The sequence below is a fragment of the Streptantibioticus silvisoli genome (assembly GCF_027947535.2).
GTDB classification, from domain to species: Bacteria; Actinomycetota; Actinomycetes; order Streptomycetales; family Streptomycetaceae; genus Streptantibioticus_C; species Streptantibioticus_C silvisoli.
On the sequence record NZ_JAAGKO020000023.1, the window covers coordinates 1 to 26,399 of the forward strand.

Below are 26,399 nucleotides of genomic sequence, written 5' to 3' on the forward strand. Positions count from 1 at the left end.
CGCAGGGCGGCGAGCGGGCCGGAGCGAAGGCGGCGCGAGGGGGGCGGCGGGCGCGGCTGGGGCAGCGGGCGCCGGAGGGGGCGGGCGGGGAAGCGGGCCGCGGACGGGGGGATCGTCAAGTGGCCGGGGCGGTCCGCCAGTTGCTCGGAGCGTGCCGCCGACCGGGTGGCCGGTCGCCGTCGGGACGGGCACGCGACGGGTCGGAGCGGACTCCATGCGCGGTTGCGGGCTGCGGAGGCCGAGGGGTGCGTGAGGGAACGGTCGCCGTCGGTCACGGGTGGGCCCCGGGCCGTCAGCCGGTACGCACGGCATCTCGACGGCACCGGTCCGTCCGAGGTCGGCCTTAGGGTGGGTGGCATGCGGCAGGACTCTCCAGGCGATCCATCTCCCGACGACGCGTTCCCCGACGACCCGTCACTCCTGCCCGGCCCGCCGCCCGGCCAGCGCGCGCTGGTCACCTGCCGGCTCTGCGGACGGCCGCTCACCGGCCGGGCCGCCCGGCTGCGCGGCGTCGGCGACGGCTGCCTCGCCAAGCTGCACGAACGCACCGCGCCCCGGCCACCGGAACAGCCCGTCGAACAGGACCCGTTGCCCGGCATCTGACGCCCCCGCACGACGTCGTCACGGGCCGGCGCACGAAGTCCGGCCGGCGCCGGCCGCGTCGCGCGTGGCGGAGGCGGCCGACGGCGCTCCGGCGCTCCGCCGCACGGAGTTGAGCACCGGCATCCGCACCGCGCCCGCCGCCAACGCCACGGCCGGCACCAGCACGGCCGGCGCCGCCGCGATCAGCGCCCCACCGCCATCAGCCCGGCACCGCCGGCTACTCCCCCGCGATCAGCTCCCCACCGCCGGCTCCTCCCCCGCAATCAACTCCGCGCCGCCGCCACCGCGCCCGCCCCGGAACCGCCGGTCAGGCCTTCGGCATGTGGACGCCGACCGCGTAGGTCGTTCCTCCGGCCAGTACCAGCAGGCCGGGTTGGCTGGTGACCGCCTGCGGCAGTGGGCAGGGGAACTTCAGCGCGGGGGCGGAGCCGGTGGGGGTGCAGTTCCTGGCGGGGCCGGGGGCTGCGGAGGAGACCGTCAAGTCGGCCGTGCCGCCGTGCAGATGGAGGACGTAGTCGCCGATGGCCGAGCTCAGCGTGCCCAGGCCGCCGCGGCGGATGGCGTGGACGTACAGGCCGTTCTTGCCGTCGCTGCTCTCCGACAGCGGGGTGAGGGTGCCGGGGTCGCCGGAGACGCCCGGCACCGAGGCCGGCAGCTTGAGACGTTTTGCGGTGCCGGACGGGGTGATGACGACCGTGTCGCGGAGTGCCGCCTCGCTGCCCTCGGGCACCAGGTAGAGCGTGCCGTCGGGGGTGACGGCGTAGCTGTGGCCGAGCAGCGAGCCGCGGTAGATCCGGGTCAGCTTGCCGGCCCGCATCCGCCAGGCGGCGTCGCCGTCGGCGAGGATCAGCGAGCCGTCGGCGACCGGGCCGACCGGGGTCAGGTAGCGGGTGAAGTGCACGGCGCTCGCGGTCCCCCCGGAGGGCGGCGCGGTGGCCAGCGAGCGGGCGGCGCCCCGGGCACCGGCGATCGGCGCGGGCTGCTGGCCGGGCATGATCCGCATGAGCTGGTCGCCGGCGCCGGTGACGAAGCTGCCGTCGGGCAGGCCGACCACGCCGCTGGGCGAGGTGGCCTTGGAGCCGGTGGCGGCCGGCGTCAGGTCGCCCTTCGGCCCGAGCCGGGCGACCCAGCCGGGCACCGCCATCAGCAGTGAGCCGTCCGAACCGGACGACATCGACAGCAGCCCGGGAGTGAACGGCGCGGTGGTGACGGCCTTGCCGACCGGTGTGGAGCCGCTCAGCCGCGCGATGACCGTGGCCTGGCCGGCGGTGGATTTCGGCGCGGTGGAGGTGTGGCCGCCGGAGCAGGCCGCCAGGACACCCATCCCGGCGACGACCGCCAGGACGGCTCGCGCGCGGCGTGGTCGGGTCGTTGGCTCCGGCATCCCTGCGTCCTTCCGTTGCGTGCGTGCGGTGCGTCGTGCGCGGGCCGGGGTCCGTGCGCGCGCCGGACGCCCGGGGCACCGGCGGCGGCCCGCCGCAGGTCCGCGGCGAGAGGTATCCAAGCAGTGCGGCGCGGGCGGCGGGCGCTCCGGGGAGGGTTGTTCACCGAACGCACACGCATGACCGGCGGCGGACCGGCACGCTCGCGGGGCCGGCACCCGGCGCTCACCCCGTCACCGTCCGGCATCGGCCGTCCCCCCGCGACCGCATCGCGCTCACCCCGTCACCGTCCGGCGTCCGGCGCCCACCCCGTGACCGCCCGGCGCTCACCCCGCGCTCCCCCGGTCCGGCAGCCGGCGCCGCAGCAGTCCGTAGGCCAGCAGGGCCACCAGCACGACGCCGAGGGCGACGAGCAGATCGCGGGCGTGCTGCTGGGTGAGGGCGATCACGGCGCCGGCGATGGCGACGAGCGGCGGGAACGGCCACAGGGGCATGCGGAACGGGCGGGGCGCGGCGCGGTCGCGGACCCGGCAGACCAGGGCGGAGACGGCGACCAGCAGGTAGACGGCGACGATCATGACGCCGGTGAAGGTGATGAGGTCGTCGAGGGAGGAGAACAGGCACAGCACGCCGTTGCCCGCGAGGAGGAAGGCGAAGCCGAGGACCGGGACGCCGGAGCGCGCGGAGACGTGGCCGAAGAAGCGGGCGGCCGGGCCGGGGAGCATGCCGTCGCGGGCGGCGGCGTAGTAGACGCGGGCGTAGCCGAGGTTGGCGGCCAGGCCGGTGTCGAACATGGCGATCACCACACCGCCGATGAGGATCTTCGCACCGGTGGGGCCCATGACCTGGCGGGCGATCAGCGACAGCGGCGAGGCGTCGGCGGTGGTGGCGCCCAGGCCGTGGATGGCGCCGGTGGCGGCGATGACCGCGAGCAGTTCCAGCACGACGGCGAGGGCGGCGGCGACCACGACCGCGCGCGGGCCGGTGCGGCGCGGGCCGCGGGTCTCCTCGGCGAAGTACAGCGGCCAGTCGTAGCCGTTGAAGGCGAACAGCGCGGGGACGACGGCGGCCAGCGTCATGCCCGTGCCGACGCCGTGCGGTGCCGCGCCGGGCGCGGCGGCGGCCTGCGGGTGGGTGAAGGGGTGGGTCTGCCCGGACCAGTGGGCGAAGGCGGCGCCGGTGAAGACCAGGATCACCGTGACCTCCAGGGCGAGCATCACCGCGGCGACCCGGCTGGCCGGCGCGACCTTGCCCATGGACAGCGCGGTGACCAGCGCCATCATGGCGAGCGCCGTCCAGTTCACCGGCAGTCCGCCGGGCACCAGCGAGGACAGGTAGGTGGCGCCGGCCACCAGGATGGAGGCGGTGGAGACCAGGCCGAGCACCAGGAACAGGGCGGCGGCCACCCCGCCGGCCACCGGCCCCAGCGCCCGGCGCACGACGGTGTACGCGCCGCCGGCCGACGGGAAGACCGAGCCGACCTCGGCGTAGCACAACGCCATGCCCAGCGCGATGACGCCGCCGATGGCGAACGCCGCGACCACACCGGTGCCGGCCGACGACAGGCCGGAGCCGTAGACGAGGAAGACCGACGTGGTCGGGGAGATCGCGGCGACCGCGATGGCCAGGATGTTCAGCGGGCCGAGCGCGGCGGAACGCAGGCGGCCCCCGCCGGGCGCGGGCGGGCCGGTGCGGTCGGTGGGGTTGTTGTCGGTCATCGCGCCGCCTTGGGGTCGTTACGGCCGGGACGCGCCGGGACGCCGCTGGTGGGGGCGGTGGCGCATGGCGGTATTCCTCGGCCGTGGAGCCGTCCGGCAAACCTGCCGTCCCGCCGGGTGGCCCGCGGGCGTCGGCGCGCACCGCACGCCGGGGGTGCGCCCCGGCGCGTGCTCCGACTGCCCGCGGTGCCGCCGGACGTGCGGCGCGCGACCTTACGCGGGCGCCGCGCGGTGGGCCATCATCGGCCGGTGGAGTGGTTGAGCGGTCTGGTCTCGGCGATGAGGTTCGTTCCGCTGGTCCTGGCGTCGGCCGGCCTGTTCGTGCTGATCCGCAGCAGCTGGCGCGCGGGGGTCGGGCGGGGCCGTTACCTGGCGGTCAACCTGCGGCGGCTGGCGCCGTTCGTGCGCCCGGAGTACGTGACCGGGCTGTTCGGGGAGCACGCCTGGCAGGAGACGGTGCCGGTGCGGCTGGTGGCCGAGGGCGGCAGCGAGGTGTTCACCGGTCCCTACGAGGCGGCGGGCTCGCTGATCCGGCGCACCTGGGCGCTGGGCAGGATGGGCTACCTGACGACCTGGTCGACCGACGACTCGGTGTGGATGTACTCGGTGACGACCCGCAGCCGCTGGTTCCGGCCGCGGCTGGACATCGGCCCGGCCGGTTTCCCCCGGGCGCGCTCGATCCGGCTGGGGTCCACCCGGATCGGGTCGTTCGAGGTGCCGCAGGACGGCTACGGGTTCGGCGAGGTGCTGGGCGGCGACCGGGCGCCGGGCACGCCGCCGGACGACTTCGCCTACGCGGAGCTGCACGAGTTCCGTTTCCAGAGCGGTATCGACCTGGCGTACGCGGTCGGGGTGAGCACGTCGGGTTTCCCGGTGCACCGCCAACTGGTCCGGCACCTGCGGGACCGGGGCGAGCCGGGCTGGGCGGAATACCGCCGGGCCGCGGTCATCAACTCGGTGCTGGTGCTGGGCTCGACGCCCCTGGTGCGCAGCAGTGTGCTTCCGGAGGGCATCGGACCGTCGCGTTATCTGGTCCGGCACCTGGACACCCCGCCGTCGCGCCGCACGGTCCGCCGGCGCCGGCGGGCGTTCCGCCGGCACGAACACGCCGCCGCCTACCGGGAGATAGCCCGGCGGGAGAAACGCAACGAGTGGTGATCGCGCGGTCGTCGCCGGGGCCGGGCACGGCGCGGACCCCGAGCCCGGGTGGGCGCGGGGTCCGGCGTACGGCGTGGCGGTGCGGCGTGCGGTGCGCCGTCCGGTGTGACGGTGCGGCGCGTGCCGTTGGCCGCGGGTCGGGCGGTGCGGGGTCGGGCCGTGCGGGGTCAGGCCGTGCGGGCGCCGGTCATGATGGCGACCGCGTCCTCCATGGAGTGGGTGGCCGGGGAGATGACCGCGGCGCGGCGGCCGAGGCGCTGGACGTGGATGCGGTCGGCGAGTTCGAAGACCACGGGCATGTCGTGGCTGATGAGCACGATGGGCATGCCGTGGTCGCGCAGTCGTTTGATCAGCTCGGCGACCTGGCCGGATTCGCGGACGCCCAGGGCGGCGGTCGGCTCGTCGAGGATGACGACCTTGCTGCCGAACGCGGCGGCGCGGGCGACCGCGACCGCCTGGCGCTGGCCGCCGGAGAGCGTCTCGACCGGCTGGGTGATGTCCTGGAGGGTGGCGATGCCGAGGCGCTTGATGTGCTCCTCGGCCTGCTTGCGCATCGCGGCGGTGTCCAGCATGCGCAGCAGCGTGCCGAGCGGGCCCTTGCGGCGGATCTCCCGGCCCAGGTAGAGGTTGCTGGCGATGTCGAGGGCGGGGGTGACCGCGAGCGTCTGGTAGACGGTCTCGATGCCGGCCGCCTTGGCCTGGGCCGGGGTGCGGAAGTCGGCGGGCGCGCCGTCGAGCAGCAGCGTTCCGGAGTCCGGGACGGCCGCGCCGGACAGGCACTTGATGAGGGTGGACTTGCCGGCGCCGTTGTCGCCGATGACCGCGAGCACTTCGCCGGGGAACAGCTCGAAGTCGGCGCCGCGCAGCGCCTCGACGCGTCCGTAGGACTTGACCAGGTCGCGCGCCGCCAGGACCGGGGTGCGGCCGGCGGCGTCGGGGGCCGGGGGGCGGGGTGGGTTCGTCGTCGTGTTCATGAGCGCACTTTTCGGATCCATCGGTCGAGGCTGACCGCGGCGATGACCAGCAGCCCCTCCGCCAGTTGCTGGTAGAGGTCCTGTACGCCGGCGAGGGCCAGGCCGTTCTGGAAGACCTGCACGATCAGGGCGCCGAACAGCGTGCCGAGCACCATGCCGCGGCCGCCGAAGAGGCTGACGCCGCCGATGACGACGGCGGTGATGCTGTCCAGGTTCAAGGTGGAGGAGATGTCGGTGCTGGCGTCGCCGACCCGGCCGATCTGCACCCAGGCGGCCACGCCGTAGACCAGGCCGGCCACCAGGTAGACGCTGAGCAGCAGCCGGGCGGTGTTGATGCCGGTCAGCCGGGCGGCCTCCGGTTCGTCGCCGACCGCGTAGACGTGCTTGCCCCAGGCGGTGCGGCCCAGCGCGTAGCCGACGATCAGGTAGAGCGCGATCATCATGAGCACGCCGACGGTGATGTGGAACGAGCCGAGGGTGACGATCTTGCCGGTCCACAGCAGGAAGCTGCCCGGTTTGGGCGACAGCGTCTGGCCGTTGGCGTACTTCAGGCCCACCGCGGTGAAGACACCGAGGGTGCCCAGCGTGCCGATGAACGGTGGTACGTGGAACCGGGTGACCAGGAAACCGTTGACGAGGCCGGTCAGCAGGGCGACCAGCAGGCCGACGGCGAGGGCGAGGACCACCGGGCAGCCGTTGGTGACGGCGAGGCCGGCCATCACCATCTGCGCCAGGATCATCGCGGCGCCGACGGACAGGTCGATGCCGGCGGTGAGGATGATGACGGTCTGACCGAGGGCCAGCAGGCCGACCACCGCGACCTGTTGGAGCATGATCGACAGGTTCGCCATGCCCAGGAAGCGGCTGTTGAACAGGTCGAAGACCACGCACGCCAGGACCAGCACGGCGAACGGGCCGAGCGAGGGGTAGGAGTGCAGCAGGGACTGGACCGGGTTGCCGAACCGCGCGGCGCCGGCCGGCCCGGGGTCGGCGGCGGAACCGCCGGGCACCGGGTCGGCCGGACCGCCGGCCCGGGCCCTCACATCGTCTCGCGGTGCCATCGCTCAGCCCCAGCAGACCTTGGAGGCGGCGGCGCTGGTGATGCTGGGCACCCCGGTCTGCGGGCTGTCGGTGTACAGCTTGGTGCCGGTGTTGTAGAAGTCCTGGCCCTGCTGGTTGGTCGGCTTGGTACCGCTCCTGGCGAACGTGGCGATGGCGTCCACCCCGTCCTTGGCCATGGTGCCGGGCGCCTGGCCCGCGCTGGCGCCGATCTCGCCGCTGGAGACGAACGGCAGGTTGCTGCACCCGCCGTCGATGGCGACCACGGTGACGTCCTTGCGGCCGGCGGCCTTCAGCGCCTTGGCGGCGCCTTCGGCGGCCGGTTCGTTGATGGCGTAGACCACGTTGATCGAGGAGTCCTTCGACAGGCAGGTCTCCATCGCGGACTGGCCGCCGGTCTCGGACCCGTTGGTGGCCAGCTGGCAGGCGATCTTGTAACTGCCGCCCTTGCCGCCGGTGTAGTGGCCGGACTTGGGTTCGGCGCCGTTGAGGTTCTTGTTGCCGACGGGTATCCCCATGCCGTTCAGGAAGCCGTGGTCGCGGTCGATGTCGACGGTGATGACCTGGTTGGCGAGGTCGTCGAGCATCGCGATGTCGGCTTTGCCGCCGCCGAGCTTCGACGCCATCCACCTGCCGTCGAGCGTGCCGGCCTGGGTGTTGTCGGTCGCGTACGTGACGTTGGCGACGCTGCTGGGGATCGGCGGGGTGTCGAGGGCGACCACGACCAGGCCGGCCGACTTCGCCTGCTGGAGCGCGCTGTTCACCGCGTCGCCGTTGAGCGCGATGATGATGCCCTTGTCGCCGGCCGCGATGGCCTCGTCGATCTGGTTGATCTGCGAGGTGGTGTCGTCGTCGCTCTTGCCGGCCGAGACCTGGAGGCTGACGCCGCGCTTGGCGGCCTCGGCCTTCGCGGACTTCTCCATCGAGATCCAGTAGGGGTTGGTGAACTCCTTCAGGATCAGCGCGACCTTGGCGCCCTTGCCGTCCGCCGACGACCCCGACCCGCTGCCCCCACAGGCGCTCAGCGCCAGCAGCGCGGTCGCCACCGCTACGGCGCCCGCCGCGCGAGTCAGCGTGATCCGGCGCGAACCTCCTCGCCCACCGACTCCGTACATGACCGGGCCTCCTTGTCCGTCCTGTGAGTTGCCCAGGACCCTAGGGGCCGCGCAACCGCTTTGGCAACCGCTTGCGAGCCCTCACTTGCGTTGGCTATACAAGTTGTGTGAACGCGCGACGGGCCCGCCGGGCGGCGTCGTCCAGGGGTACGTTTCAGGACGGGATGGGGCGCCTTCGGTGGTCAAAATGGCGGATGTCGCTGCCGCGGCGGGGGTGTCGATCACCACCGTCTCGCACGTGCTGAACAACACCCGCCCGGTCAGCGACGAGTTGCGGCGGCGGGTGCTGGCCGCGGTCGAGGAGTCCGGCTACACCACCAACGGGGTGGCCCGGGCGCTGGCCACCCGCAACACCATGCTGATCGGCGTGGTGATGTCGTTCCTGTCCAACCCGTTCTTCGCGCCGCTGGTCTCCGCGATCGAGAAGACCGCGCGCCGCAACGGCTACACGCTGCTGCTGACCGACAACCACGAGAACGCCGCCGACGAGACCACGCAGGTCGGCATCATGCTCGACCGCCGGGTCGACGGCGTCATCCTCGCCCCGGCCGCCGCGCACGCCGAACCGGTGCTCGACCTGCTGACCCGGCGCGGCACCCCGACCGTGCTGGTGGACCGGTTCGCCGACCACCGGTTCGACGAGGTGTGCGTGGAGAACGTCGAGGCCACCGCCGGGCTGGTGACCCACCTGACGGGGATCGGCCACACCCGCGTCGGCCTCGTCTCCGGCCGCGCGGGCCTGTCGACCACCGCCGAGCGGCTGACCGGGTACCGCGAGGGCCTGGAACGCGCCGGGCTGCCGTTCGACCGGGCGCTGGTGCGGTCCGGTTCGTCGCGCGTCGCACCGGCCACCGAGGCGGTCAAGGCCCTGATGGCATCGGCCGACCCGCCCACCGCGATCGTCTCGGCGAACAACGCGATGACGGTCGGAGTGCTGCGCGGGCTGCGGGAGTTGGGGGTGCAGGTGCCGGCCGACGTGGCGGTGGTCTCCTTCGACGACATCGCCTGGGCGGACCTGATGAACCCCTCGTTGACCGCGGTGGCCCAACCCATCGCGGAAATGGGCAACTTGGCGGCGAAGACGCTGATCAAACGGATCGGCGGCTACGCCGGGCCACCCGAACACCGCACCCTGGCACCGACGTTCCAGCACCGCCAGTCGTGCGGTTGCCCGGTGCCGGGCAGCACGTCGTGAGCGCCGGGCCGCAGCCGGTGCTGCCGTGGTCCGTGCCGGTGCTCGCCGGGCACGCGCGCCGGCTGGTCGTGCCGGGGGAACGCCGGCTGCTGGGGCTGGCCGGGCCGCCGGGCGCCGGCAAGAGCACGCTGGCCGCCGCGCTGTGCGACACGCTCGGGCCCGCGGTCGCCGCCCGGGTGCCGATGGACGGCTTCCACCTGGCCAACCGGGTGCTCGACCGCCTCGGCCTCGCCGACCGCAAGGGCTCCCCCGCCACCTTCGACGCCGGCGGCTTCCAGTCCCTGCTGCGCCGGCTGCGCGCCGGCACCGAGGAGGTCGTCTACGCGCCGGAGTTCCTGCGCGAGCTGGAGGAACCCGTCGCCGGCGCCCTCGGCGTGCCGCGCGGCGTCCCGCTCGTCGTCGTCGAGGGCAACTACCTCCTGCTCGACGACGGTCCCTGGCACGGCACTTCGGCCCTCTTCGACGAGATCTGGTACCTGCGCCCGCCGGAACCCCTGCGCCGGGAACGCCTGTTCCAGCGGCACGTCCACCACGGCCGCACCCCCTCCGCCGCCGAGGCGTGGGTCGCCGCCAACGACGGACCGAACGCGGACACCGTCGCCGCGACAGCCGGCCGGGCGGACAAGATCGTGGCGGGCGAGGGGAGTTGACGGAGCGTCAGCAAAACCGCCGGCGCGCACCGGAACGCGGACGGTACCGTCAGGCCGTGAAGCGGCGGACGTAGCGGCGCTGCCAGGGGGTTTCGACCGCGTGCGGGCTGTAGTGCTCGCGGACCCAGGCGACGGCGTCGGCGGCCGGGACTCCGTCCAGGACGGCGAGGCAGGCCAGCGCGGTGCCGGTGCGGCCCCGGCCGCCCCGGCAGGCCACTTCGACGCGCTCACCGGCGGCGCGTTCCCAGGCGGCGGTCAGCACCGTGCGGGCCTGCGTCCGGTCGCGGGGCAGCCGGAAGTCCGGCCACGGCAGCCAGACCGACTCCCACGGCAGGTCGGCCGGACGCTCGCCCAGCAGGTGGACGCCGACGTCCGGCACCGGTCCGGCGGGCAGCGGACGGCCGAGCCCCCGCCCCCGCACCAGCCGCCCCGACGGCAACACCAGCACACCGTCGGCACCCGGCTCCCACGTCCGCGTCATGCGCCGGGCCCAGACGGTGTCCGGTGATCGTTGCGAACGCGGTTGCCGGGCACACGGACGCATCCGGGCCACGCCGTCACACACACGAACGCAATCCGGGCCACCTCATGGTCGTCGAACAGCGCAGTTCGCTCCACCGGGTCAACTCCCTGGCCGGTTTGCGGAGTCCGGGCGCGACAGCGTGCATCCGTTCGGGGTATGGGTGAGTCTTGCACCACGGCACTGTCGTCTCGCTGCCCGCTGAGGGCATTTGGGGAACTCACTTGAAGAATCGCACCACACGCACGCGACGCGTCTCCGCGGTGGTCGTCACCGCCGGAGCCGTCCTCACCAGCACGGCGCTGGCCGTTCCGGCGCAGGCCGCAGCGCCCAAGGCGCCCACGATCGTGGCCAAGGGCGGCTACGTGATGAACAACGGTACGGGGACGACCCTGTACACCAAGGCCGCGGACACCCGCCGCTCGACCGGTTCCACCACCAAGATCATGACGGCGCGGGTGGTCCTCGGCGAGAAGAAGCTCAACCTCGACTCCAAGGTCACCGTCCAGAAGGCGTACAGCGACTACATCGTCGCCAAGGGCGCGTCGTCCGCGCACCTGATCGTCGGCGACAAGGTCACCGTCCGCCAGCTGCTCTACGGTCTGCTGCTGCCGTCCGGCTGCGACGCGGCCTACGCGCTGGCGGACACGTACGGCAGCGGGTCGACGCGGGCCGCCCGGGTGAAGTCGTTCATCGGCCAGATGAACAGCTCCGCCAAGAGCCTGGGGCTGAAGAACACCCACTTCGACTCCTTCGACGGAATAGGGAACGGCAGCAACTACTCGACACCGCGCGACCTGACGAAGCTGGCGAGCAGCGCGATGAAGAACGCGACGTTCCGTGCCGTCGTCGGGACCAGGTCCACCAAGCAGAAGGTCACGACGAAGAGCGGCGGCTACCGCTACATGTCGTGGACCAACACCAACACCCTGCTCGGTACGTACTCCGGCACCATCGGAGTGAAGACCGGCTCGGGCCCGCAGGCGGGTTACTGCCTGGTCTTCGCGGCCACCCGTGGCGGCAAAACGGTCATCGGCACGGTCCTCGCGTCCACCTCGGTGAGCGCCCGCACGTCGGACGCGAAGAAGCTCATGGACTACGCCTTCAAGAAGTAGCCGCGGCGCACGCCGCGCGGTGATCCGCCCGTGCCCCGGACGAGGACGACCGTTCCCCGTCCGGGGCACGTCCGTCGGCTGCCCGCGGTGCCGGCAGCCGACGGCGACGGAGGATTCCGGTCGTTCCCGGGGGCCCCGGTGCCGGGGGCGTCGGCGGCGCCTGGCGCCCGGCGGTCCGCGTCGGTGGGCCGGTCCGCCCGCTTCGCCGGGCCACGGCGATGCAACCCGGCCGTGCGAAACCCGCGCCGTTGCGCCACCGTACCGGCCTGAGCTGCGCGGACGGCGGGTCGTGCGGGCGATCGCGCATGGAGCGCCGTTGACTGGGAAGCCGCACGACGCGGAGCGTCCCGGGGGCCCGGGGCACCGCACGGGCCGTGTGCGGCCGCCGCCGGAACGGGACCTGCCCGCCGCCCGGCGAACGGCCCGCCCGGCGGGAACCACCAGGAAGGCACCCCGATGACCTCAACCGCGAGTGCCGCCACGACGCGGGCGGACGACAGCGAGCGGGCCGGCAGATTCCTGCGGCGGCTGACCCTGGCCACCGGCGGCGGGATGTTCATCGACGGCTTCATCTTCGCCTCAGTGGCCGCCGCGCTGGCCGGCAGCGCGATGTCGCGGGACATCGGGGTGACGTCGACGTGGAGCCAGCTGATCTCCTCCTCCACGCTGGTCGGCACCTTCTTCGGCGGGCTGCTGCTGGGCCCGCTGACCGACCGGGTCGGCCGCAAACCGATGTTCACCGCCGACCTGATGGTCTTCCTGCTGTGCTCGGTGCTGATGTTCTTCGTCGGCGCCGCCTGGCAGGTCTTCGTGCTCGGCCTGGTGATGGGCCTGGCGGTGGGGGCCGACTACTCGATCGGCTCGCCGCTGCTGACCGAGTTCGCGCCGAGCGCCCGACGCGGCCACTACCTGGGGATTCTGGAGATCCTGTGGAACGTCGGCTACGTGGTCGCCTACCTGGTCGGCTACCTCGTCAACACCAACTGGCCGGGCGCCTGGCACGTCACGCTGGCCGCCAGCGTGGTACCGGCGGTGGTCTGCCTGATCGCCCGGCACGGTCTGCCGGAGTCGCCGCGCTGGCTGATCTCCAAGGGGCGGCGGGCGGAGGCCCAGGAGGTCATCACCCGTGAGCTGGGCAGTTCCGCGGACGCCGAGGACTTCGCCGAGGAGACGCAGCAGTCCACCCGCTACCGGGTGCTGTTCTGCGCCGACTACATCCGCCGCACGGTGTTCGCCTGCACGTTCTGGATCTGCATCGTGCTGCCGTACTTCGCGCTCACCTTCTTCCAGCCGACGGTGCTCAAGGCGATCGGCCTGGGCGGCAGCGCGCTGGCCGGGGCGCTGCTGGGCACGGTCATCGCGCTGCTCGGCGCCGGCACCGGCTGGTACCTGGTGGACCGGGTGGGCCGCCGCAAGATCCTGGTGGGGCCGATGTTCGGCTGCGCGGCGGCGCTGGGCCTGGTGAGCCTGGGCCACCTGCTGCCGGTCTGGCTGAGCACGGTGTGCTTCTTCGGCTACCTGTACTCCTACGGGATCATGAGCATCCTGCCCGGCATCTACCCCGACGAGGTCTTCCCCACCTCGGTGCGCACCTCCGGGGTCGGGCTGGCGTCGGCGGCCAGCCGGATCGGCGCCGCGCTCGGCACCTTCCTGCTGCCGGTGTCGCTGCACCACCTCGGCCTGTCGTGGTCGATGGGGTTCATGGCCGCCGTCTCGCTGATCGGCGGCCTCACCGCGGTCAGCTGGGCACCGGAGACCGCCGGCCGCCGGCTCACCGAGACCGCGCACCGCTCCGCCTCCGGGCCCCGCTCGCTGGACCGCGTGGCGGCCTGACCGCCGCACGGGACGCCGCGCCCGAACGCCCGCGGGCCGCGGCGGCCGGAAGGTGCCCCGGGGCGCAATAAGGCCGGGCCCGGCGGGGGCGGGGTCCGTAGGATCGCCGGATGAGAACTCCCCGGCTGATCGCCACCGACCTCGACGGCACCGTGCTGCTCCGTGACGGCACCTTGTCGCCACGCACCCTGCGCGCGCTGCGGGCGGCGGCCGCGGCCGGCACCGGGACGGTGGTCGTCAGCGCCCGGCCGACGCGGTCCGTGCGGCGGGTGGCCGCCGTCAACGGACTGACCGGCACCGCGATCTGCGGCAACGGCGCGGTGGTGTGCGACCTGGGGAGCGGCGCGACGCTACTGAGCCGGCCGCTGGACACGGCGGTCGCCCGGGACGTCGCGCAGGCGCTGGCGGACGCGGTCCCCGGGGTGGCGTTCGCGGTGGAGACCGGTGAACAGCTGCTGTGCACACCGCGGTTCACGATGCGGTTCGAGGAGCCCAGCACGATCGAGGTGGACGTGAGCGGGCCGCAGGAGCTGTGGGCCTGCCGCGAGCCGGTGCTGAAGCTGCTGGCCTGGTCGCCGACGCTGGACGCGGACACCCTGCTGGCGGCGGCGGACCGGGCGGCGGCCGGGCGGGTGCAGTGCACGCACTCCGGCGGGCGCGGCCTGGTGGAGATCACCGCGGCCGGTGTCACGAAGGCGAGCACGCTGGCCGCCTGGTGCGCCTCCCGCGGCATCACCGCCGAGGAGGTGGTGGCCTTCGGCGACATGCCCAACGACCTGCCGATGCTGGCCTGGGCCGGGGCCGGCTGGGCGATGGGCAACGCGCACCCGGCGGTGCTGGCCGCGGTCCCCCGCCACACGCTGTCCATCGGCGAGGACGGCGTGGCGGCCGTCCTGGAACGGCTGTTCGCCCCGGAACCCACGGTCGCCGGGGCGGTCACCGCGGACGGCGCCGCGGACGCCGATCCGGCCGCCGCCGACGGCTCGCCGGACCCCGACAAGGTCGGCGCCTGACCGGGCGGACCGCCGCGGCCTCAGCGGGAGCGGTGCGGACGACGCCGGGCGCGGGAGCGGTGCGGACGACGGCGGATGCGGTGGCCGGCGGAAGTGGTGGGGCCGTTCGGGCCGTTCCGCGGGTTCGGGGTGCCCGGCGCGGTGGGGCGGGCACCCGGGGAGCGCGCTTCCTCCGGCGGCCCGGGGAGGACGGCCGCCGGAGGGCGGGACGCTGATCAGGAGCGCGGGACCACGTAACCGACGTAGGTGCCACCGTTGTTCACGGCGACGACTCCGGGGATGTTCTGGATGGAGCCGTACCGGTTGATGGCGTAGTTCATCCCGGCGAAGATGTTGGCCGCCGGGTCGAAGAGGTTGTCGGCGAGGTCGGCGCTCTTGTACGCGTCGAACGTCGGCTGGATGACCTGGACGAGGCCGGTGGAGGGGTGGCCCTCCTGGGCGTTCTCGTCCCAGTTGTTCACGGCGTTGGGGTCGCCGCTGGACTCGTGCAGGATGACGATGTCCACGTCGTTGATCAGCTCGGTGCTGGCGGGCTGGCCGAGCATGCCGAGCACGCAGGAGACCACGGGGTTCCACTGCGTGACCGCGTCGCCGGCGCCGGGGGTGGAGCTGCACGCGTAGGCGGGCTTGACGGTGCTGTGGTGGGCGGCCGGAGCGGCGGCCATCGCCGGGGCGGCGAAGGCGGTGCCCAGCAGGACGGCCGAAGCGATGACGGCGGCGCGGGCGGTGGTGGCTCGTCTCATGGTCGATCTCCTCGATCGGTGGGGGATGAGATGCCGTACGGCGCCGGGGCGATCCGGGCTGGGGACCCGGTGGGGTGGTGTCGCCGCGGCGCGGACCCATCAGACATCGATGTCATGCTCCGGTCAAGAGTTCCGTTCGCTGCCTTTCCGCCATCCGCGTCGGCCCCGCCCGACGGGCCGCGACCGGACGCGGGCAGGCCGGACCGCGGTACGGACGGTCCCGCAGGACCGCCCGCACCGGACCCGGCCTCACCTGCGCGGCGCTACGTGCGCCGCGCCGGCGCCGACGTCAGGAGGGCAGGTGCCACACCTGGGCGGTGGAGCCGTTGCAGTCCCAGATCTGCACCTGGGTGCCCGGCGTGGTCGAACCGTTCGGATCGTCCAGGCACTTGTTGGACTGCGGGTTGTACAACGCCCCGTCGGACTGCGGGATCCACACCTGCGAACCGGTGTTGTTGCAGTCGTAGAGGTCCACCAGCGTGCCGTCCGCCGTACCGGCCCCGGAGACGTCCAGGCACTTGCCGAGCACGTGCAGCGTGGTGCCGGCCTGCACGAAGCTCCACTGCTGCGCGGTGCTGCCGTTGCAGGTGTAGACCTGGACGGGGTTGTAGTCCGCGGTCGACCCGGACCGGTCGTCCAGGCACAGACCGCCCGGGCCGGTGACCGCGCTGCCGCCGGACGGCGGCGGGGTGGTGCCGCCACCGCCGGTGGTGTACGCGGCCACGTAGGCGACGCTCATCGTGCCGCCGGAGCTGGTCGAGCTGCTCGGCGTGGTGCAGCCGCACTGGCCGTTGGGGAAGCCGCCACCCATGGCCAGGTCGAAGATGATCGACAGGTTGTGGTCGTAGGCCGCCTGCCAGGTGGAGGCGCCGACCTGCGACTCGCTCACGCTGAAGTACGACGTGCCGTCGAGGTAGAAGGTGATCGACTCGTTGGAGGTGTTCGTCCGGTCGAGGATCATCGAGTACGTGTGGAAGCCGCTCTGGCAGCCGGAGCAGGCACGCAGGCCGCTGCCGATGCCGTTGCTCTCGTTGCACGGGCCGCCCGGGTCGGTGCCGCAGTGGATCGTCCCGGCCACGTCGGAGAGCGAGTTGACGTCCTCCATGATGTCGATCTCGCCGTTCTCCGGCCACTGACCGGGGCCCAGCATCCAGAACGCCGGCCAGTAACCGGAGCCGCTGGCGTTGGGCTGCTGGATGGAGGCGGTGACCTCCAGCTTGCCGCCGGCCGGCGCGCCGACGTTGGCGCTGGTGGTCTGGATACGACCCGACGTCCAGGCACTGCCGCTCTTCAGGGCGGTGATGTCCAGGTGACCGTTGCCGTCGAGGTGCACGTTGCTCGACGAGTTGGTCATCGTCTCGATCTCACCGGTCCCGAAGTTCGAACCGGGACCGGTGTCGTACATCCACTGGCCGGACGGCGCGGCGCCCGACCCGCCGGAGAAGCCGTCGCTGAAGACGGTGCTCCAGCCGGACGGCGGCGCCGGGACGGTGGTGGCGTTCGCGGCCGTCGGGAAGGCGGCGAAGACGGCCAGCAGGCCGACCGCCACGACCGCCACCTCGCGGTGACAGTGTCTGAGGAACGTGCGGAGCGGGCGCCGGCGCGCGGGCGCGCTCGGTCTCGCGGGTGTCGATCTCACTTGCGGCTCCCGGGGAATCCAGCGGCCGCCACGGAGAAGTCGACGGCCATACCGAAGGTGCGCCGACCGGGGCCGGGCGTCCGGGGGACGGCCAGCGACGGCCGTCGCGTGACTGGGCTGCGCGGTGGAGTGAGCCTCCGCCCGGCAGTATGTGGTCCAGGCCAAACGCCGTCAAGGTACGGACCAATGCCGCTTTCGAGGGGGGTCGCACCGCGGCGGATTCCGGCCGCCGACCGGTGGTTTCACCGTGCGCGTACCGGAATCCGCCCGCCCGGCCGACGCCGCGTCAGCCCGCCACCAGAGCGTCGAGCGCGCGGCGTTTGGCCTCCTTCATCGTGGCGCCGCCGGTGTGCCCCTCGCCCTCGATCACCACCAGTTGGGCCAACGGCATCGCCCGCGCCAGCCGCCAGGCGGTCTCCAGCGGCGAGCCGAGATCGAACCGGCCGTGGATCAGCGTGCCGGGCACCCGCGCGAGCCGGCCGGCCTCCCGCAGCAGGACGCCCTCCTCCAGGAACGCGCCCCGGGAGAAGTAGTGCGCGCAGATGCGGGCCCGGGCGAGCATCGCGGTCTCGTCGCGGTCGCTGTAGAGGGTGGTCGGCCCCTTCGGCTCCAGGGAGATCGTCGCGTCCTCCCACGTGTGGAAGGCGCGGGCGGCGGCCAGCCGGACGGCCGGGTCCGGGTTCTCCAGGGCGCGGGCGTAGTCGGCCACCACGTCGCCGCCGCCCGGCACGGCGGCCCGGAACCGCTGCCACTGCTCGGGCAGGAAGCGCCCGACGCCGTTGTACAGCCAGTCGATCTCGGACCGCCGGGTGGAGGTGACACCGTCGATGACGACGGCCGCCACCCGGTCGGTGTGCCGTTCGGCGTACGCCAGCGCCAGCGTCGAACCCCAGGAGGTGCCGGTCACCACCCAGCGGTCGATCCCCAGGTGCTCGCGCAGCCGTTCCAGGTCGGCGACCAGGTGGGCGGTGGTGTTGAGCGACATGTCGGTGGCCGGATCGGACGCGTGCGGCAGGCTGCGGCCGCAGCCACGCTGGTCGAACAGCACCACCCGGTAGCGTTCCGGGTCGAAGTACCGGCGGTACCCCGGCGCGCACCCCGACCCCGGCCCGCCGTGCAGCACGACGGCCGGCCGGCCCCGCGGGTCGCCGCACACCTCCCAGTACACGAGGTTGCCGTCACCGACGTCCAGCATGCCGTGGTCGTACGGCTCGTACAGCGGGTGGAGCGGGTCCATGACGGCCTTTCGGAGGCGGGCCGCGCCGGCGCCGCGCGGGCCGGGGCGGCGAATCCGCCAGCCTGTCACGCGGCGCCGGGAGCGTCAGCCGGTTTTCCGGCCGCCGGGCAGCGCCGACCGCACGGCCTCCTCGGTCCTGGCCACCACCGCGTGACCGTCGTCGGCGGTGATGATCGGGCGCTGGATCAGCACCGGGTGCCGCGCGAGCGCCGCGATCCACCGCGCCCGGTCCGCCGCGCCGCGCGGCCACCGCGGCAGGCCGGCCTGCTGCGCGACCGGCTCACCGACCCGTGCGATGTCCCACGGTTCCAGGCCCAACCGCTCCAGCAGCGCGCCGAGTTCGGCCTCGGTCGGCGGATCGTCGAGGTAGCGGCGCACGGTGTACGAGGCGCCCTCCGCGTCCAGCACCGACAGGGCGGAACGGCACTTCGAGCACGCCGGGTTGATCCAGATCTCCATACGGCAAGTCTGCCGTCCCCCCGGCCCGCGACGGTACGGACGCCGGCCTCGGCAACGGCATCGGCGCCGGCGCCGGTTCGGGCCTCGGCACCTGCACCGGCAACGGCACCGGCGCCGCATCGAGCCTCGGCACCGGCGCCCGCACCCGCACCGGCCGGGGGGCGGCCCGCGGCCGTCAGAACAGCGGCACGCCCGCGCGGGTCAGCCGCCAGGTGTCGCCGCCGAAGGTGGACGGGTCGATCGTGCCGGTGGCCTGCACCCAGGCGATGATCGTGTTGCGGATCTCGTCGCTGCTGGACCACACCGACTGGGCGGTGGCGATGTGCGGGTAGCCGCTGCCGCCGCCGGAACGGTAGTTGTTGACCGCCAGCACGAACTGCGCGGCCGGGTCGAGCGGCGCGCCGCCGTGCGTGAGGCCGACGATCCGCGAGCCCGCCGGCTGGGCGATGTCGATGTCGTAGGAGACACCGCTGAGCACGTCGTAGCTGAAGTCCGCGGTGCCGTTGGCGTTGGTGATCTTCGTCAGGTCCACCGGGTCGCCGGGCGCGGTCTGCACGAAGTACGCGGCCGACCACTCCAGGTAGTCCTTGACCTGGGCGCCGGTGAGGATCTTGGCGTCCAGGGTGTTCTCGTAGATGTACAGCCCCGCGACGTCGCGCAGCGAGACCTGGCCGGCCGGGATGGCGGCGGTGCGCGAGAAGCAGGACGCCTGCGACAGCACCGGCAGCGCGGCGTAACCCGTGCCCGCCAGCGCCTTGGTGACCGTGTCGGCCTGCACCAGGTTGATGAAGTCGATGATCGGGGTGTCCTTGTACGTGGACTCCGTCGCCGACATCGCCGCCGTGCAGGTGCCGACCACCTGGTTGACGTACTCCACCACGACGTCGTGCTCGGCCTTGACCAGTTCGACGACGCGCGGGTCCTCGGCGGCGGTGTTGGCGTTGCGGACCTCGGCGGTGACCGAGGCGACCTGCCAGCGGCCGCCGGTCAGTTCGAGCTCGAAGTCGAAGACGCTCAGCCGCATGCCCCACATCAGCGGCTCGGAGAGCACGACCTGCTTGCCGGTCTGCTCGTTGGCGACGATCGTGCAGGGCCGTTCGACGTGCGTGTGGCCGACCAGGATCGCGTCGATGCCGGGGACCTGGGCGGCCACCAGGGAGGAGGCGTTCTCCGGGTACGGCACACCGTCGCCGTAGGTGGTGCCGCCGTCCAGGCCGGAGTGGTCGGTGCAGAAGACCACGTCGCAGCCGAGGGAGCGCAGCTTGGGCACGTAGACCTTGGCCTGCTCGACCAGGCCGGGAAAGGTCATCCTCCCCTGGACGTTGGCCTTGTCCCAGATGGCGATGCCGGGGTTGGTCAGGCCCAGGACGCCGATCTTGATGTCCGGGGCGCCGGGGACCCGCACGTGCTTGACGATGTAGGGCTCGAAGGCGGGCTTGAGCGTCTTGGCGTCCAGCGCGTTGGCGGCGATCAGCGGGAAGTCGCACTGGGCCTCGAAGGCGCGCAGCACCGGGATGCCGTAGTTGAACTCGTGGTTGCCGAGCGCGGCGGCGTCGTACTTCATGTGGTTCATGGCCAGCGCCATCGGGTGCTTCGGCGGGCGCTTGCCGTCGCCGCCGGTGATCGGGTCGACCCGGGCGTAGTAGTAGGACAACTGGGTGCCCTGGATGATGTCGCCGGCGTCGATCAGCAGCGTGCGGTGCCGGCCGGCCTCCTCGCGGGCCTGCTCGACGAGGGTGGCGACCTTGGCCAGGCCCACGTCGTTGTGGGTGGCGTCGTCGTACTCGGCGTTGGTGAAGTAGTCCCAGTTGAGCACGTGGCCGTGCACGTCGGTGGTGCCCAGGATGCGCAGCGAGGTGCGGTGCGGCCGGTGCCCGTGGCCGTCGTCGCGCGGGTCGGCCTGGGCGGTGTCCGCTCCGGCGACCACGCCGCCGGCCAGCGCGACACCCGCACCGGTCGCGGCGGTGCGGTTGAGGAAGGTCCTGCGGTCGATCGGCATGCACGGCTCCTGTCAGGCGGCTGTGAAACGGTGACGCGCGTAGATTGTGCCGTGCGAACCCGGCAGGCGGTACCCCCGGCCCCGCGGGGCGGCCGCGGCGGGGCACCGCGGGCCGTGTTCGGCGGTGCGGGCGCACGGGCCGCGGGCGGGCGTTCTAGGCTGGGACCGCCGCCGCCCGCCCCCAAGGAGCAAGCATGCGTGTCGCGCTCTTCGTCACCTGCGTCAACGACGCCCTGTATCCGGGGACGGCGCGGGCCACCGTGCGGCTGCTGGAACGGCTCGGGGTGGAGGTGGACTTCCCCGCGGCGCAGACGTGTTGCGGGCAGCCGCAGTTCAACACCGGGTACCGCCGGGAGACCGAGCCGCTGGTACGGCGCACCGCCGCCGCGTTCGCCGGCTACGACCACGTGGTGACGCCGTCGGGATCGTGCGTGGCGATGGTGCGCGACAACTACCCGCGGATCGGGGCGAAGGCGGCCGCCGAGGGCCGGGGCGGTGAACTCGCCGACGCGGCGGCCTCGTTGGTGCCGCGGGTGCGGGAGCTGACCGAGTTCCTGGTGGACGTCCTCGGGGTGGAGGACGTCGGCGCCTGGTTCCCGCACACGGTGACCTACCACCCCTCCTGCCACGGCCTGCGGATGCTGGGTCTCGGCGACCGGCCGCGCCGGCTGCTGGAGGCGGTGCGCGGCCTGGAGCTGCGGGAGCTGCCGGGCGCGCAGGAGTGCTGCGGCTTCGGGGGGACGTTCGCGGTGAAGAACGCCGACGTCTCCGCCGCGATGGCCGACGACAAGATCCGCAACGCCCGTTCCACCGGCGCCGAGCTGCTGTGCGGCGCGGACAACTCGTGCCTGATGCACCTCGACGGCACCCTGCGGCGGCAGGACGACCCGCTGCGGACCCTGCACCTCGCCGACATCCTCGCCAGCACCGAGGACGACCCCTGGAGCCCGTCATGACCGGCACGTACCTCGGCATGCCCGCCTTCCCCGAGGCCGCGGCGAGCGCGGTCAACGACACCGTCCTGCGCGGCAACCTGACCCGTGCCACCCACACCATCCGCGACAAGCGCGCCCAGGCGGTCGCCGAACTGGACGACTGGGCCGCGCTGCGGCAGGCCGGCAAGGACATCAAGGACCGCACGCTGCGCCACCTGGACGACTACCTGCTCCAGGTCGAGGAGAAGGTCACCGCGGCCGGCGGTGTCGTGCACTGGGCCGCCGACGCCGACGAGGCCAACCGGATCGTCACCGAACTCGTGCGGGCCACCGGTGAGTCGGAGGTCGTCAAGGTCAAGTCGATGGCCACCCAGGAGATCGGCCTGAACGAGGCGCTGGCCGCCGAGGGCATCACCGCCTACGAGACCGACCTGGCCGAACTCATCGTGCAGCTCGGCGACGACCGCCCCTCGCACATCCTGGTGCCGGCCATCCACCGCAACCGCGGCGAGATCCGCGACATCTTCCGCGAGAAGATGGCCCGCTGGGGCCGTCCGGCGCCCGAGGGGCTGACCGACACCCCGGCGGAACTGGCCGAGGCGGCCCGGCTGCACCTGCGGGAGAAGTTCCTGCGCGCCAAGGTCGCCATCTCCGGTGCCAACTTCATGGTCGCCGAGACCGGCACCCTGGTGGTGCTGGAGTCCGAGGGCAACGGGCGCATGTGCCTGACGCTGCCGGAGACGCTGATCTCGGTCGTGGGCATCGAGAAGGTCATCCCCGAATGGCGCGACCTGGAGGTCTACCTCCAGCTGCTGCCGCGTTCCTCCACCGCCGAGCGGATGAACCCCTACACCTCGACGTGGACCGGCACCACCGACGGCGACGGGCCCGGCACCTTCCACCTGGTCCTGCTCGACAACGGCCGCACCGACACCCTCGCCGACGAGGTGGGCCGCCAGGCGCTGCGCTGCATCCGCTGCTCGGCCTGCCTCAACGTCTGCCCGGTCTACGAACGGGCCGGCGGGCACGCGTACGGCTCCGCCTACCCGGGCCCGATCGGCGCGATCCTCACCCCGCAGCTGCGCGGCACCGCGAGCGAGATCGACGCCTCGCTGCCGTACGCCTCCTCGCTGTGCGGCGCCTGCTACGAGGTCTGCCCGGTCGCCATCGACATCCCCGAGGTCCTGGTCCACCTGCGCGAACGCGTCGCCGACCAGGGCGGGGCCGGCCACCGCCTGGAGAAGGCGGCGATGAAGGCCGCCGGGTGGCTGCTGAACCACCCCGCCGCGCTGGAGGCCGGCGAGCGGGCCGCGTCGGCCACCCGCCGCCTGCACCCCTCCCGGCTGCCCGGCCCCGGGGCGGGCGCCTGGACCCGCAGCCGCGACCTGCCGGACGTGCCGGCGGAGTCGTTCCGCACCTGGTGGAAGAGGAACCGCTGATGACCGCCGAAACGTCCAGGGACCGCGTGCTGGCCCGGATCAGGGCCGCGATCGCCGACGCCCCCGAGGTGCCCGAGCCGCCGCGCGACTACCTGACCGTCCACGAGAGCGGTGATCCGCGGGCCGTCGCCGATCTGCTGGCCGACAACCTCGCCGACTACCGGGCGGTCGTGCACCGGGTGACCCCGGCGGGCCTGGCCGCGGCCGTGGCCGGTGTGCTGGCGGCGGCCGGGGCGCGCCGGGTCGCCGTGCCGGACGGGCTGCCGGCCGGGTGGCTGGCGGACTGCGGCGCCGAACAGGTCGCCGACCGGCCCGGGCAGCCGCTGACCGCCCGGGAGCTGGACGGCGTCGACGCGGTGGTCACCGGGTGCGCGGTGGCGATCGCGGAGACCGGCACCATCGTGCTGGACGCCGGCCCGGCGCAGGGCCGGCGGCTGCTGAGCCTGGTGCCCGATCTGCACGTGTGCGTGGTCCGGCTGCCGGAGCAGCTGGTGGCCTCGGTGCCGCTGGCCCTGCCCCGGCTCGACCCGGCCCGCCCGCAGACCTGGATCTCCGGGCCGTCCGCCACCAGCGACATCGAACTCGACCGGGTCGAAGGCGTGCACGGCCCGCGCACGCTGCACGCGGTGCTGGTGGCCGACACGGACGCCTGACCGGCGGACCGGGGGCGCGCTCGGAGCCGGGACCGGGGTCGGCGGCGGAGCCGAGGGCGCGATCGGGGTGTCGGGCTCAGCGGCGGCCCCGGCGGCGGTGGACGGCGCCGTAGGTGTTGTGCAGGGCCAGCGCGCTGGCGTCGTAGCTGCGTTGCGCGACGCCCACGAACAGGCAGTCGACCAGGGCGAGTTGGGCTATCCGGCTGACCGTGGCGCCGGAGCGGTAGGGGGTCTCGCGGGCGCAGGTGGTCAGTACCAGGTCGGCGCTGTCGGCGAGGGTGGAGCGGGCGTCGTTGGTCAGCGCGATGGTGGTGGCGCCGCGTTCGGCGGCCGCCTGGAGCGCCTCGACGGTGTCGGCGGTCTCCCCGGAGTGCGAGATGGCCAGGGCGACGTCCGCCGGTCCGAGCAGCGCGGCCGCGGTCAGCGCGGCGTGCACGTCGGTCCAGATGAAGGCGATCCGGCCGATCCGGTGCAGTTTCTGGTGCAGGTCCTGGCCGACGAAGCCGCTGGCGCCCACCCCGAAGATGTCGACCCGGCGGGCCCGGGCGACCGCGTCGACCGCGAGGCCGAGGGTGGCGACGTCCAGCGCGGCGCCGGACTCCTCCAGGGCCCGCACCTCGTTGTAGACGATCTTCTCCACGATGCGCTCCAGCGGATCGGTGGCGCTGATCTCGGTGCTCACCGGGGTACGGCCGGCGCCGAGGGCGTCCTCGCGGGCGGCGGCCGCGGCCAGCGCCAGCCGCAGCTGCGGGTAGTTGGCCAGCCCGACGGTGCGGCAGAACCGCATGACGGTGGTCACCGAGGTCGCGGCCCGTTCGCTCAGCGCGCTGATCGACAGCCGGGCGGCGGCGGCCGGGTCGGCCAGCACCGCGTCGGCCACCCGGCGTTCGGCCGGCGCGAGCGACGGCAGGGCCGCGCGCACCCGGACCAGGATGTCGGCGGCCGACGGGCCGGGGACCGGATCGGCCGCATCGTGCCGCGGGACCGGACGAGCCATGGATACCTCCTGGTGGGTGCAGCGCACCCTATCCGGCCCGGCATGGTCAAAAATATACGGGCTGCTCGAATACTGGTTACTTCTTGACATGTCTCGGCTGCTCTTCCGATACTCGCTGGACCGTGAACCGGACCACCCGCACGCACCCGTCGTGCCGTCGCGGCTTCGCCACACGGCCGGGGCAGGATCGTTTCCGCGCCCGGCCGTGCCGACCGCGTACCGCGCCGGACCCGGCCGGCACGGCCCGCCCCGGCGGTGTCCCACGGCGAAGGCCCCCAACGAAGGAGTGAGCACGTGCGGCAACTCGACCTCGTGGTGATCGTCGTCTACCTGGTCGCCATCGCGGCGATCGGGCTGCGGCTTTCGGGGCGGCAGAAGTCGTCGAAGGAGTACTTCGTCGGCGAGGGGAACATGCCGTGGTGGACGGTGTCGTTCTCGGTGGTGGCCACCGAGACCAGCGTGCTGACGGTGATCAGCGTGCCGGGCGGCGCGTACAGCGGCCAGGGCTTCGGCAACGTGGAGCTGGCGCTCGGCTACGTGGTCGGGCGCGTGGTGGTGGCCACCGTGCTGATCCCGCTGTACAAACGCGGCGGCTTCGTCAGCGCCTACCAGTACCTGGGCGACCGGTTCGGCCTGCGGCTCCAGGGGCTGGCGTCGGTGACGTTCGTCTTCACCCGGCTGCTGGCCGAGGGGGTGCGGCTGTTCGCCTCGGCGATCCCGATCAAGCTGCTGCTGGACGAACTGGGCGTGCCCGCGGGATACAAGCTGATCATCGTGGTACTGACCCTGATCACCGTCGTCTACACCTACCTCGGCGGCATCAAGGCGGTCATCTGGACCGACGCGATCCAGATGGGGCTCTACCTGGGCGGCGCGCTCCTGGCGCTCGGGGTGCTCTACGGCCACGTCGGCGGGCACGGCCTGTCCGGCGCGCTGCACGCCGGCCGGCTGAAGCTGTTCGACACCGACTTCTCCTTCGACCACATCCTGACCAGCCCGTTCGCCCTGCCGACCGCGATCATCGGCGGTGCGATCTTCGCCATGGCCAGCCACGGCTCCGACCAGTTGATCGTGCAGCGCATCCTGGCCACCAGGAGCCTGCGCGACGGCCAGAAGGCGATGATCGGCTCCGGGGTCTTCGTCACCGTGCAGTTCGCCGCCTTCTCCCTGGTCGGCGCGCTGCTGTGGTCGTACAACCACGGCAAGACCTTCGCGCAGCAGGGCCTGGCCAGCTCCGACTACCTCTACCCGGAGTTCATCCTGCACGGCCTGCCGGTGGTGGTCTCCGGACTGCTGGTGGCCGGCATCCTGGGCGCCGCGATGGGCTCGCTGTCGTCGGCGCTGAACTCGATGTCGAACTCCACGGTCTCCGACATCATCCGCACCCTGCTGCGCCGCGAGACCTCCGAGGCCGGGCTGCTGAAGCTGGCCCGGGTGATGACCTTGGTGTGGGCGGTGCTGATGGCGGTCTTCGCCTGCGCGTTCAGCACCAGCACGGGCAACGTCTACCTGACCGGCCTGGCCATCGCCGGCTACACCTACGGCGCGCTGCTCGGCGCGTTCCTGCTGGGCCGGCTGGTGAAGCGGGCGACCGAGCTGGACTCGGTGATCGCCTTCGTGGTGACCCTGGCGGTGATGACCTACATCGTGCGGGACGTCAAGATCGGCGTGACGGTGGCCGGCGCGACGGTGCCCACCGCCATCGCGGCGCAGTGGCTGGTGCCGATCGGGGTGGCCGTGACGCTGGCCGTCGGCTCGCTGGCCAGCCTCTTCCACCGCACCGGCGCGGTCACCGCGGGCACCGCGTCGCCCCCCGCCTCCCAGGACGACGACGCCGCCACGGCCGACGTGAGCTGACGGCCGCGCCGCTGCCCGTCACGGCCGTCCCGGACCGTTCGTCCGCCACCGCCGTGCCAGACCGTCCGTCCGCCCCGGGTGCGCGCCCGGGGCGGCCCCACCCGGT

General features: G+C 73.3%; 23 protein-coding genes. 11 read left to right on the top strand and 12 right to left on the bottom strand.

Annotated elements, in window-relative coordinates; all coding sequences use genetic code 11:
* The first annotated feature begins 357 nt into the window (after positions 1 to 357).
* Positions 358 to 603, top strand: a complete 246-nt coding sequence (locus POF43_RS16735) for a DUF6011 domain-containing protein (protein ID WP_271318890.1) — start codon at positions 358 to 360, stop codon at positions 601 to 603.
* 307 nt (positions 604 to 910) lie between these two features.
* On the opposite strand, the gene POF43_RS16740 is transcribed toward POF43_RS16735, so the two are convergent.
* Together POF43_RS16740 and POF43_RS16745 are read right to left on the bottom strand one after the other, a co-directional pair.
* Positions 911 to 1,987 carry a hypothetical protein gene (locus POF43_RS16740; RefSeq protein WP_282704617.1) on the bottom strand — a complete coding sequence of 359 codons (1,077 nt, stop codon included), beginning with the start codon at positions 1,985 to 1,987 and terminating at the stop codon, positions 911 to 913.
* A gap of 324 nt (positions 1,988 to 2,311) precedes the next feature.
* Entirely contained in the window at positions 2,312 to 3,703 is a 1,392-nt protein-coding gene (locus POF43_RS16745; protein ID WP_271317401.1) for an APC family permease, read from the bottom strand.
* 249 nt (positions 3,704 to 3,952) lie between these two features.
* Here POF43_RS16745 and POF43_RS16750 point away from each other — a divergent pair, with 249 nt between their 5' ends.
* Complete coding sequence (locus tag POF43_RS16750) at positions 3,953 to 4,861, top strand: ETEC_3214 domain-containing protein (protein ID WP_271317402.1); 909 nt, start codon at positions 3,953 to 3,955, stop codon at positions 4,859 to 4,861.
* Between the two features lie 167 nt (positions 4,862 to 5,028).
* Here the strand turns inward: POF43_RS16750 and POF43_RS16755 are convergent, their stop codons facing one another.
* From POF43_RS16755 to POF43_RS16765, 3 genes are read right to left on the bottom strand one after another with little or no spacing between them, the layout of a single operon-like run.
* Positions 5,029 to 5,835 carry an ATP-binding cassette domain-containing protein gene (locus tag POF43_RS16755; RefSeq protein ID WP_282698549.1) on the bottom strand — a complete coding sequence of 269 codons (807 nt, stop codon included), beginning with the start codon at positions 5,833 to 5,835 and terminating at the stop codon, positions 5,029 to 5,031.
* The gene (locus tag POF43_RS16760) at positions 5,832 to 6,896 is read right to left on the bottom strand and encodes an ABC transporter permease (RefSeq protein WP_271322585.1); all 1,065 of its coding nucleotides are present in this window, start codon (positions 6,894 to 6,896) and stop codon (positions 5,832 to 5,834) included. The genes POF43_RS16755 and POF43_RS16760 overlap by 4 nt, the downstream gene beginning before the upstream one ends.
* Positions 6,897 to 6,899: 3 nt before the next feature.
* Positions 6,900 to 8,009, bottom strand: coding sequence for a substrate-binding domain-containing protein (locus POF43_RS16765; RefSeq protein WP_271322586.1), 1,110 nt, complete (start codon positions 8,007 to 8,009; stop codon positions 6,900 to 6,902).
* 187 nt (positions 8,010 to 8,196) lie between these two features.
* Between POF43_RS16765 and POF43_RS16770 the strand changes: the two genes are divergently transcribed.
* Positions 8,197 to 9,204 carry a LacI family DNA-binding transcriptional regulator gene (locus tag POF43_RS16770; RefSeq protein WP_271322587.1) on the top strand — a complete coding sequence of 336 codons (1,008 nt, stop codon included), beginning with the start codon at positions 8,197 to 8,199 and terminating at the stop codon, positions 9,202 to 9,204.
* The gene (locus POF43_RS16775; RefSeq protein WP_372516045.1) at positions 9,201 to 9,854 is read left to right on the top strand and encodes a nucleoside/nucleotide kinase family protein; all 654 of its coding nucleotides are present in this window, start codon (positions 9,201 to 9,203) and stop codon (positions 9,852 to 9,854) included. Before POF43_RS16770 ends, POF43_RS16775 begins: the two co-directional genes overlap by 4 nt.
* A 49-nt stretch (positions 9,855 to 9,903) precedes the next feature.
* Here the strand turns inward: POF43_RS16775 and POF43_RS16780 are convergent, their stop codons facing one another.
* Complete coding sequence (locus POF43_RS16780; protein ID WP_271313194.1) at positions 9,904 to 10,335, bottom strand: protein-tyrosine phosphatase family protein; 432 nt, start codon at positions 10,333 to 10,335, stop codon at positions 9,904 to 9,906.
* 302 nt (positions 10,336 to 10,637) lie between these two features.
* On the opposite strand from POF43_RS16780, the gene POF43_RS16785 reads away from it, so the two are divergent.
* The 3 genes from POF43_RS16785 (at position 10,638) to POF43_RS16795 (ending at position 14,335) form a co-directional block, all read left to right on the top strand.
* Positions 10,638 to 11,489 (top strand): D-alanyl-D-alanine carboxypeptidase family protein, encoded by an 852-nt coding sequence (locus POF43_RS16785; protein ID WP_372516051.1) that lies wholly within the window; start codon positions 10,638 to 10,640, stop codon positions 11,487 to 11,489.
* Positions 11,490 to 11,945: 456 nt separating this feature from the next.
* Positions 11,946 to 13,322: an MFS transporter gene (locus POF43_RS16790; RefSeq protein WP_271322588.1), complete on the top strand. Its 1,377-nt coding sequence runs from the start codon at positions 11,946 to 11,948 to the stop codon at positions 13,320 to 13,322.
* 110 nt (positions 13,323 to 13,432) lie between these two features.
* On the top strand, positions 13,433 to 14,335 hold the full coding sequence (locus POF43_RS16795) for an HAD family hydrolase (protein ID WP_271322589.1): 903 nt from the start codon (positions 13,433 to 13,435) through the stop codon (positions 14,333 to 14,335).
* A 215-nt stretch (positions 14,336 to 14,550) separates the two neighbouring features.
* Here POF43_RS16795 and POF43_RS16800 read toward each other — a convergent pair whose 3' ends face one another.
* The 5 genes from POF43_RS16800 to POF43_RS16820 all read right to left on the bottom strand — a co-directional run bounded on the left by POF43_RS16800 (position 14,551) and on the right by POF43_RS16820 (position 20,412).
* Positions 14,551 to 15,078, bottom strand: coding sequence for a transglycosylase SLT domain-containing protein (locus tag POF43_RS16800; RefSeq protein WP_271322590.1), 528 nt, complete (start codon positions 15,076 to 15,078; stop codon positions 14,551 to 14,553).
* 289 nt (positions 15,079 to 15,367) lie between these two features.
* Positions 15,368 to 16,627, bottom strand: coding sequence for a ricin-type beta-trefoil lectin domain protein (locus POF43_RS16805; RefSeq protein WP_271313189.1), 1,260 nt, complete (start codon positions 16,625 to 16,627; stop codon positions 15,368 to 15,370).
* Between the two features lie 376 nt (positions 16,628 to 17,003).
* Positions 17,004 to 17,954, bottom strand: a complete 951-nt coding sequence (gene pip / locus POF43_RS16810) for a prolyl aminopeptidase (protein WP_271322591.1) — start codon at positions 17,952 to 17,954, stop codon at positions 17,004 to 17,006.
* 84 nt (positions 17,955 to 18,038) lie between these two features.
* Positions 18,039 to 18,413: an ArsC/Spx/MgsR family protein gene (locus tag POF43_RS16815; RefSeq protein WP_271313187.1), complete on the bottom strand. Its 375-nt coding sequence runs from the start codon at positions 18,411 to 18,413 to the stop codon at positions 18,039 to 18,041.
* Positions 18,414 to 18,588: 175 nt separating this feature from the next.
* Entirely contained in the window at positions 18,589 to 20,412 is a 1,824-nt protein-coding gene (locus tag POF43_RS16820) for a 5'-nucleotidase C-terminal domain-containing protein (RefSeq protein WP_271322592.1), read from the bottom strand.
* Positions 20,413 to 20,606: 194 nt separating this feature from the next.
* Here POF43_RS16820 and POF43_RS16825 point away from each other — a divergent pair, with 194 nt between their 5' ends.
* From POF43_RS16825 to POF43_RS16835, 3 genes are read left to right on the top strand one after another with little or no spacing between them, the layout of a single operon-like run.
* The gene (locus POF43_RS16825) at positions 20,607 to 21,368 is read left to right on the top strand and encodes a (Fe-S)-binding protein (RefSeq protein WP_271313185.1); all 762 of its coding nucleotides are present in this window, start codon (positions 20,607 to 20,609) and stop codon (positions 21,366 to 21,368) included.
* A complete protein-coding gene (locus POF43_RS16830) occupies positions 21,365 to 22,786 on the top strand; it encodes a lactate utilization protein B (protein WP_271322593.1) in 1,422 nt (473 codons plus the stop codon). The genes POF43_RS16825 and POF43_RS16830 overlap by 4 nt, the downstream gene beginning before the upstream one ends.
* Entirely contained in the window at positions 22,786 to 23,439 is a 654-nt protein-coding gene (locus POF43_RS16835; RefSeq protein ID WP_271322594.1) for a LutC/YkgG family protein, read from the top strand. Before POF43_RS16830 ends, POF43_RS16835 begins: the two co-directional genes overlap by 1 nt.
* A gap of 76 nt (positions 23,440 to 23,515) precedes the next feature.
* Here POF43_RS16835 and POF43_RS16840 read toward each other — a convergent pair whose 3' ends face one another.
* Entirely contained in the window at positions 23,516 to 24,436 is a 921-nt protein-coding gene (locus POF43_RS16840) for a MurR/RpiR family transcriptional regulator (protein ID WP_271313182.1), read from the bottom strand.
* Positions 24,437 to 24,730: 294 nt separating this feature from the next.
* On the opposite strand from POF43_RS16840, the gene POF43_RS16845 reads away from it, so the two are divergent.
* Positions 24,731 to 26,293, top strand: a complete 1,563-nt coding sequence (locus tag POF43_RS16845; protein ID WP_271313181.1) for a sodium:solute symporter — start codon at positions 24,731 to 24,733, stop codon at positions 26,291 to 26,293.
* The last annotated feature ends 106 nt before the right edge of the window (positions 26,294 to 26,399 follow it).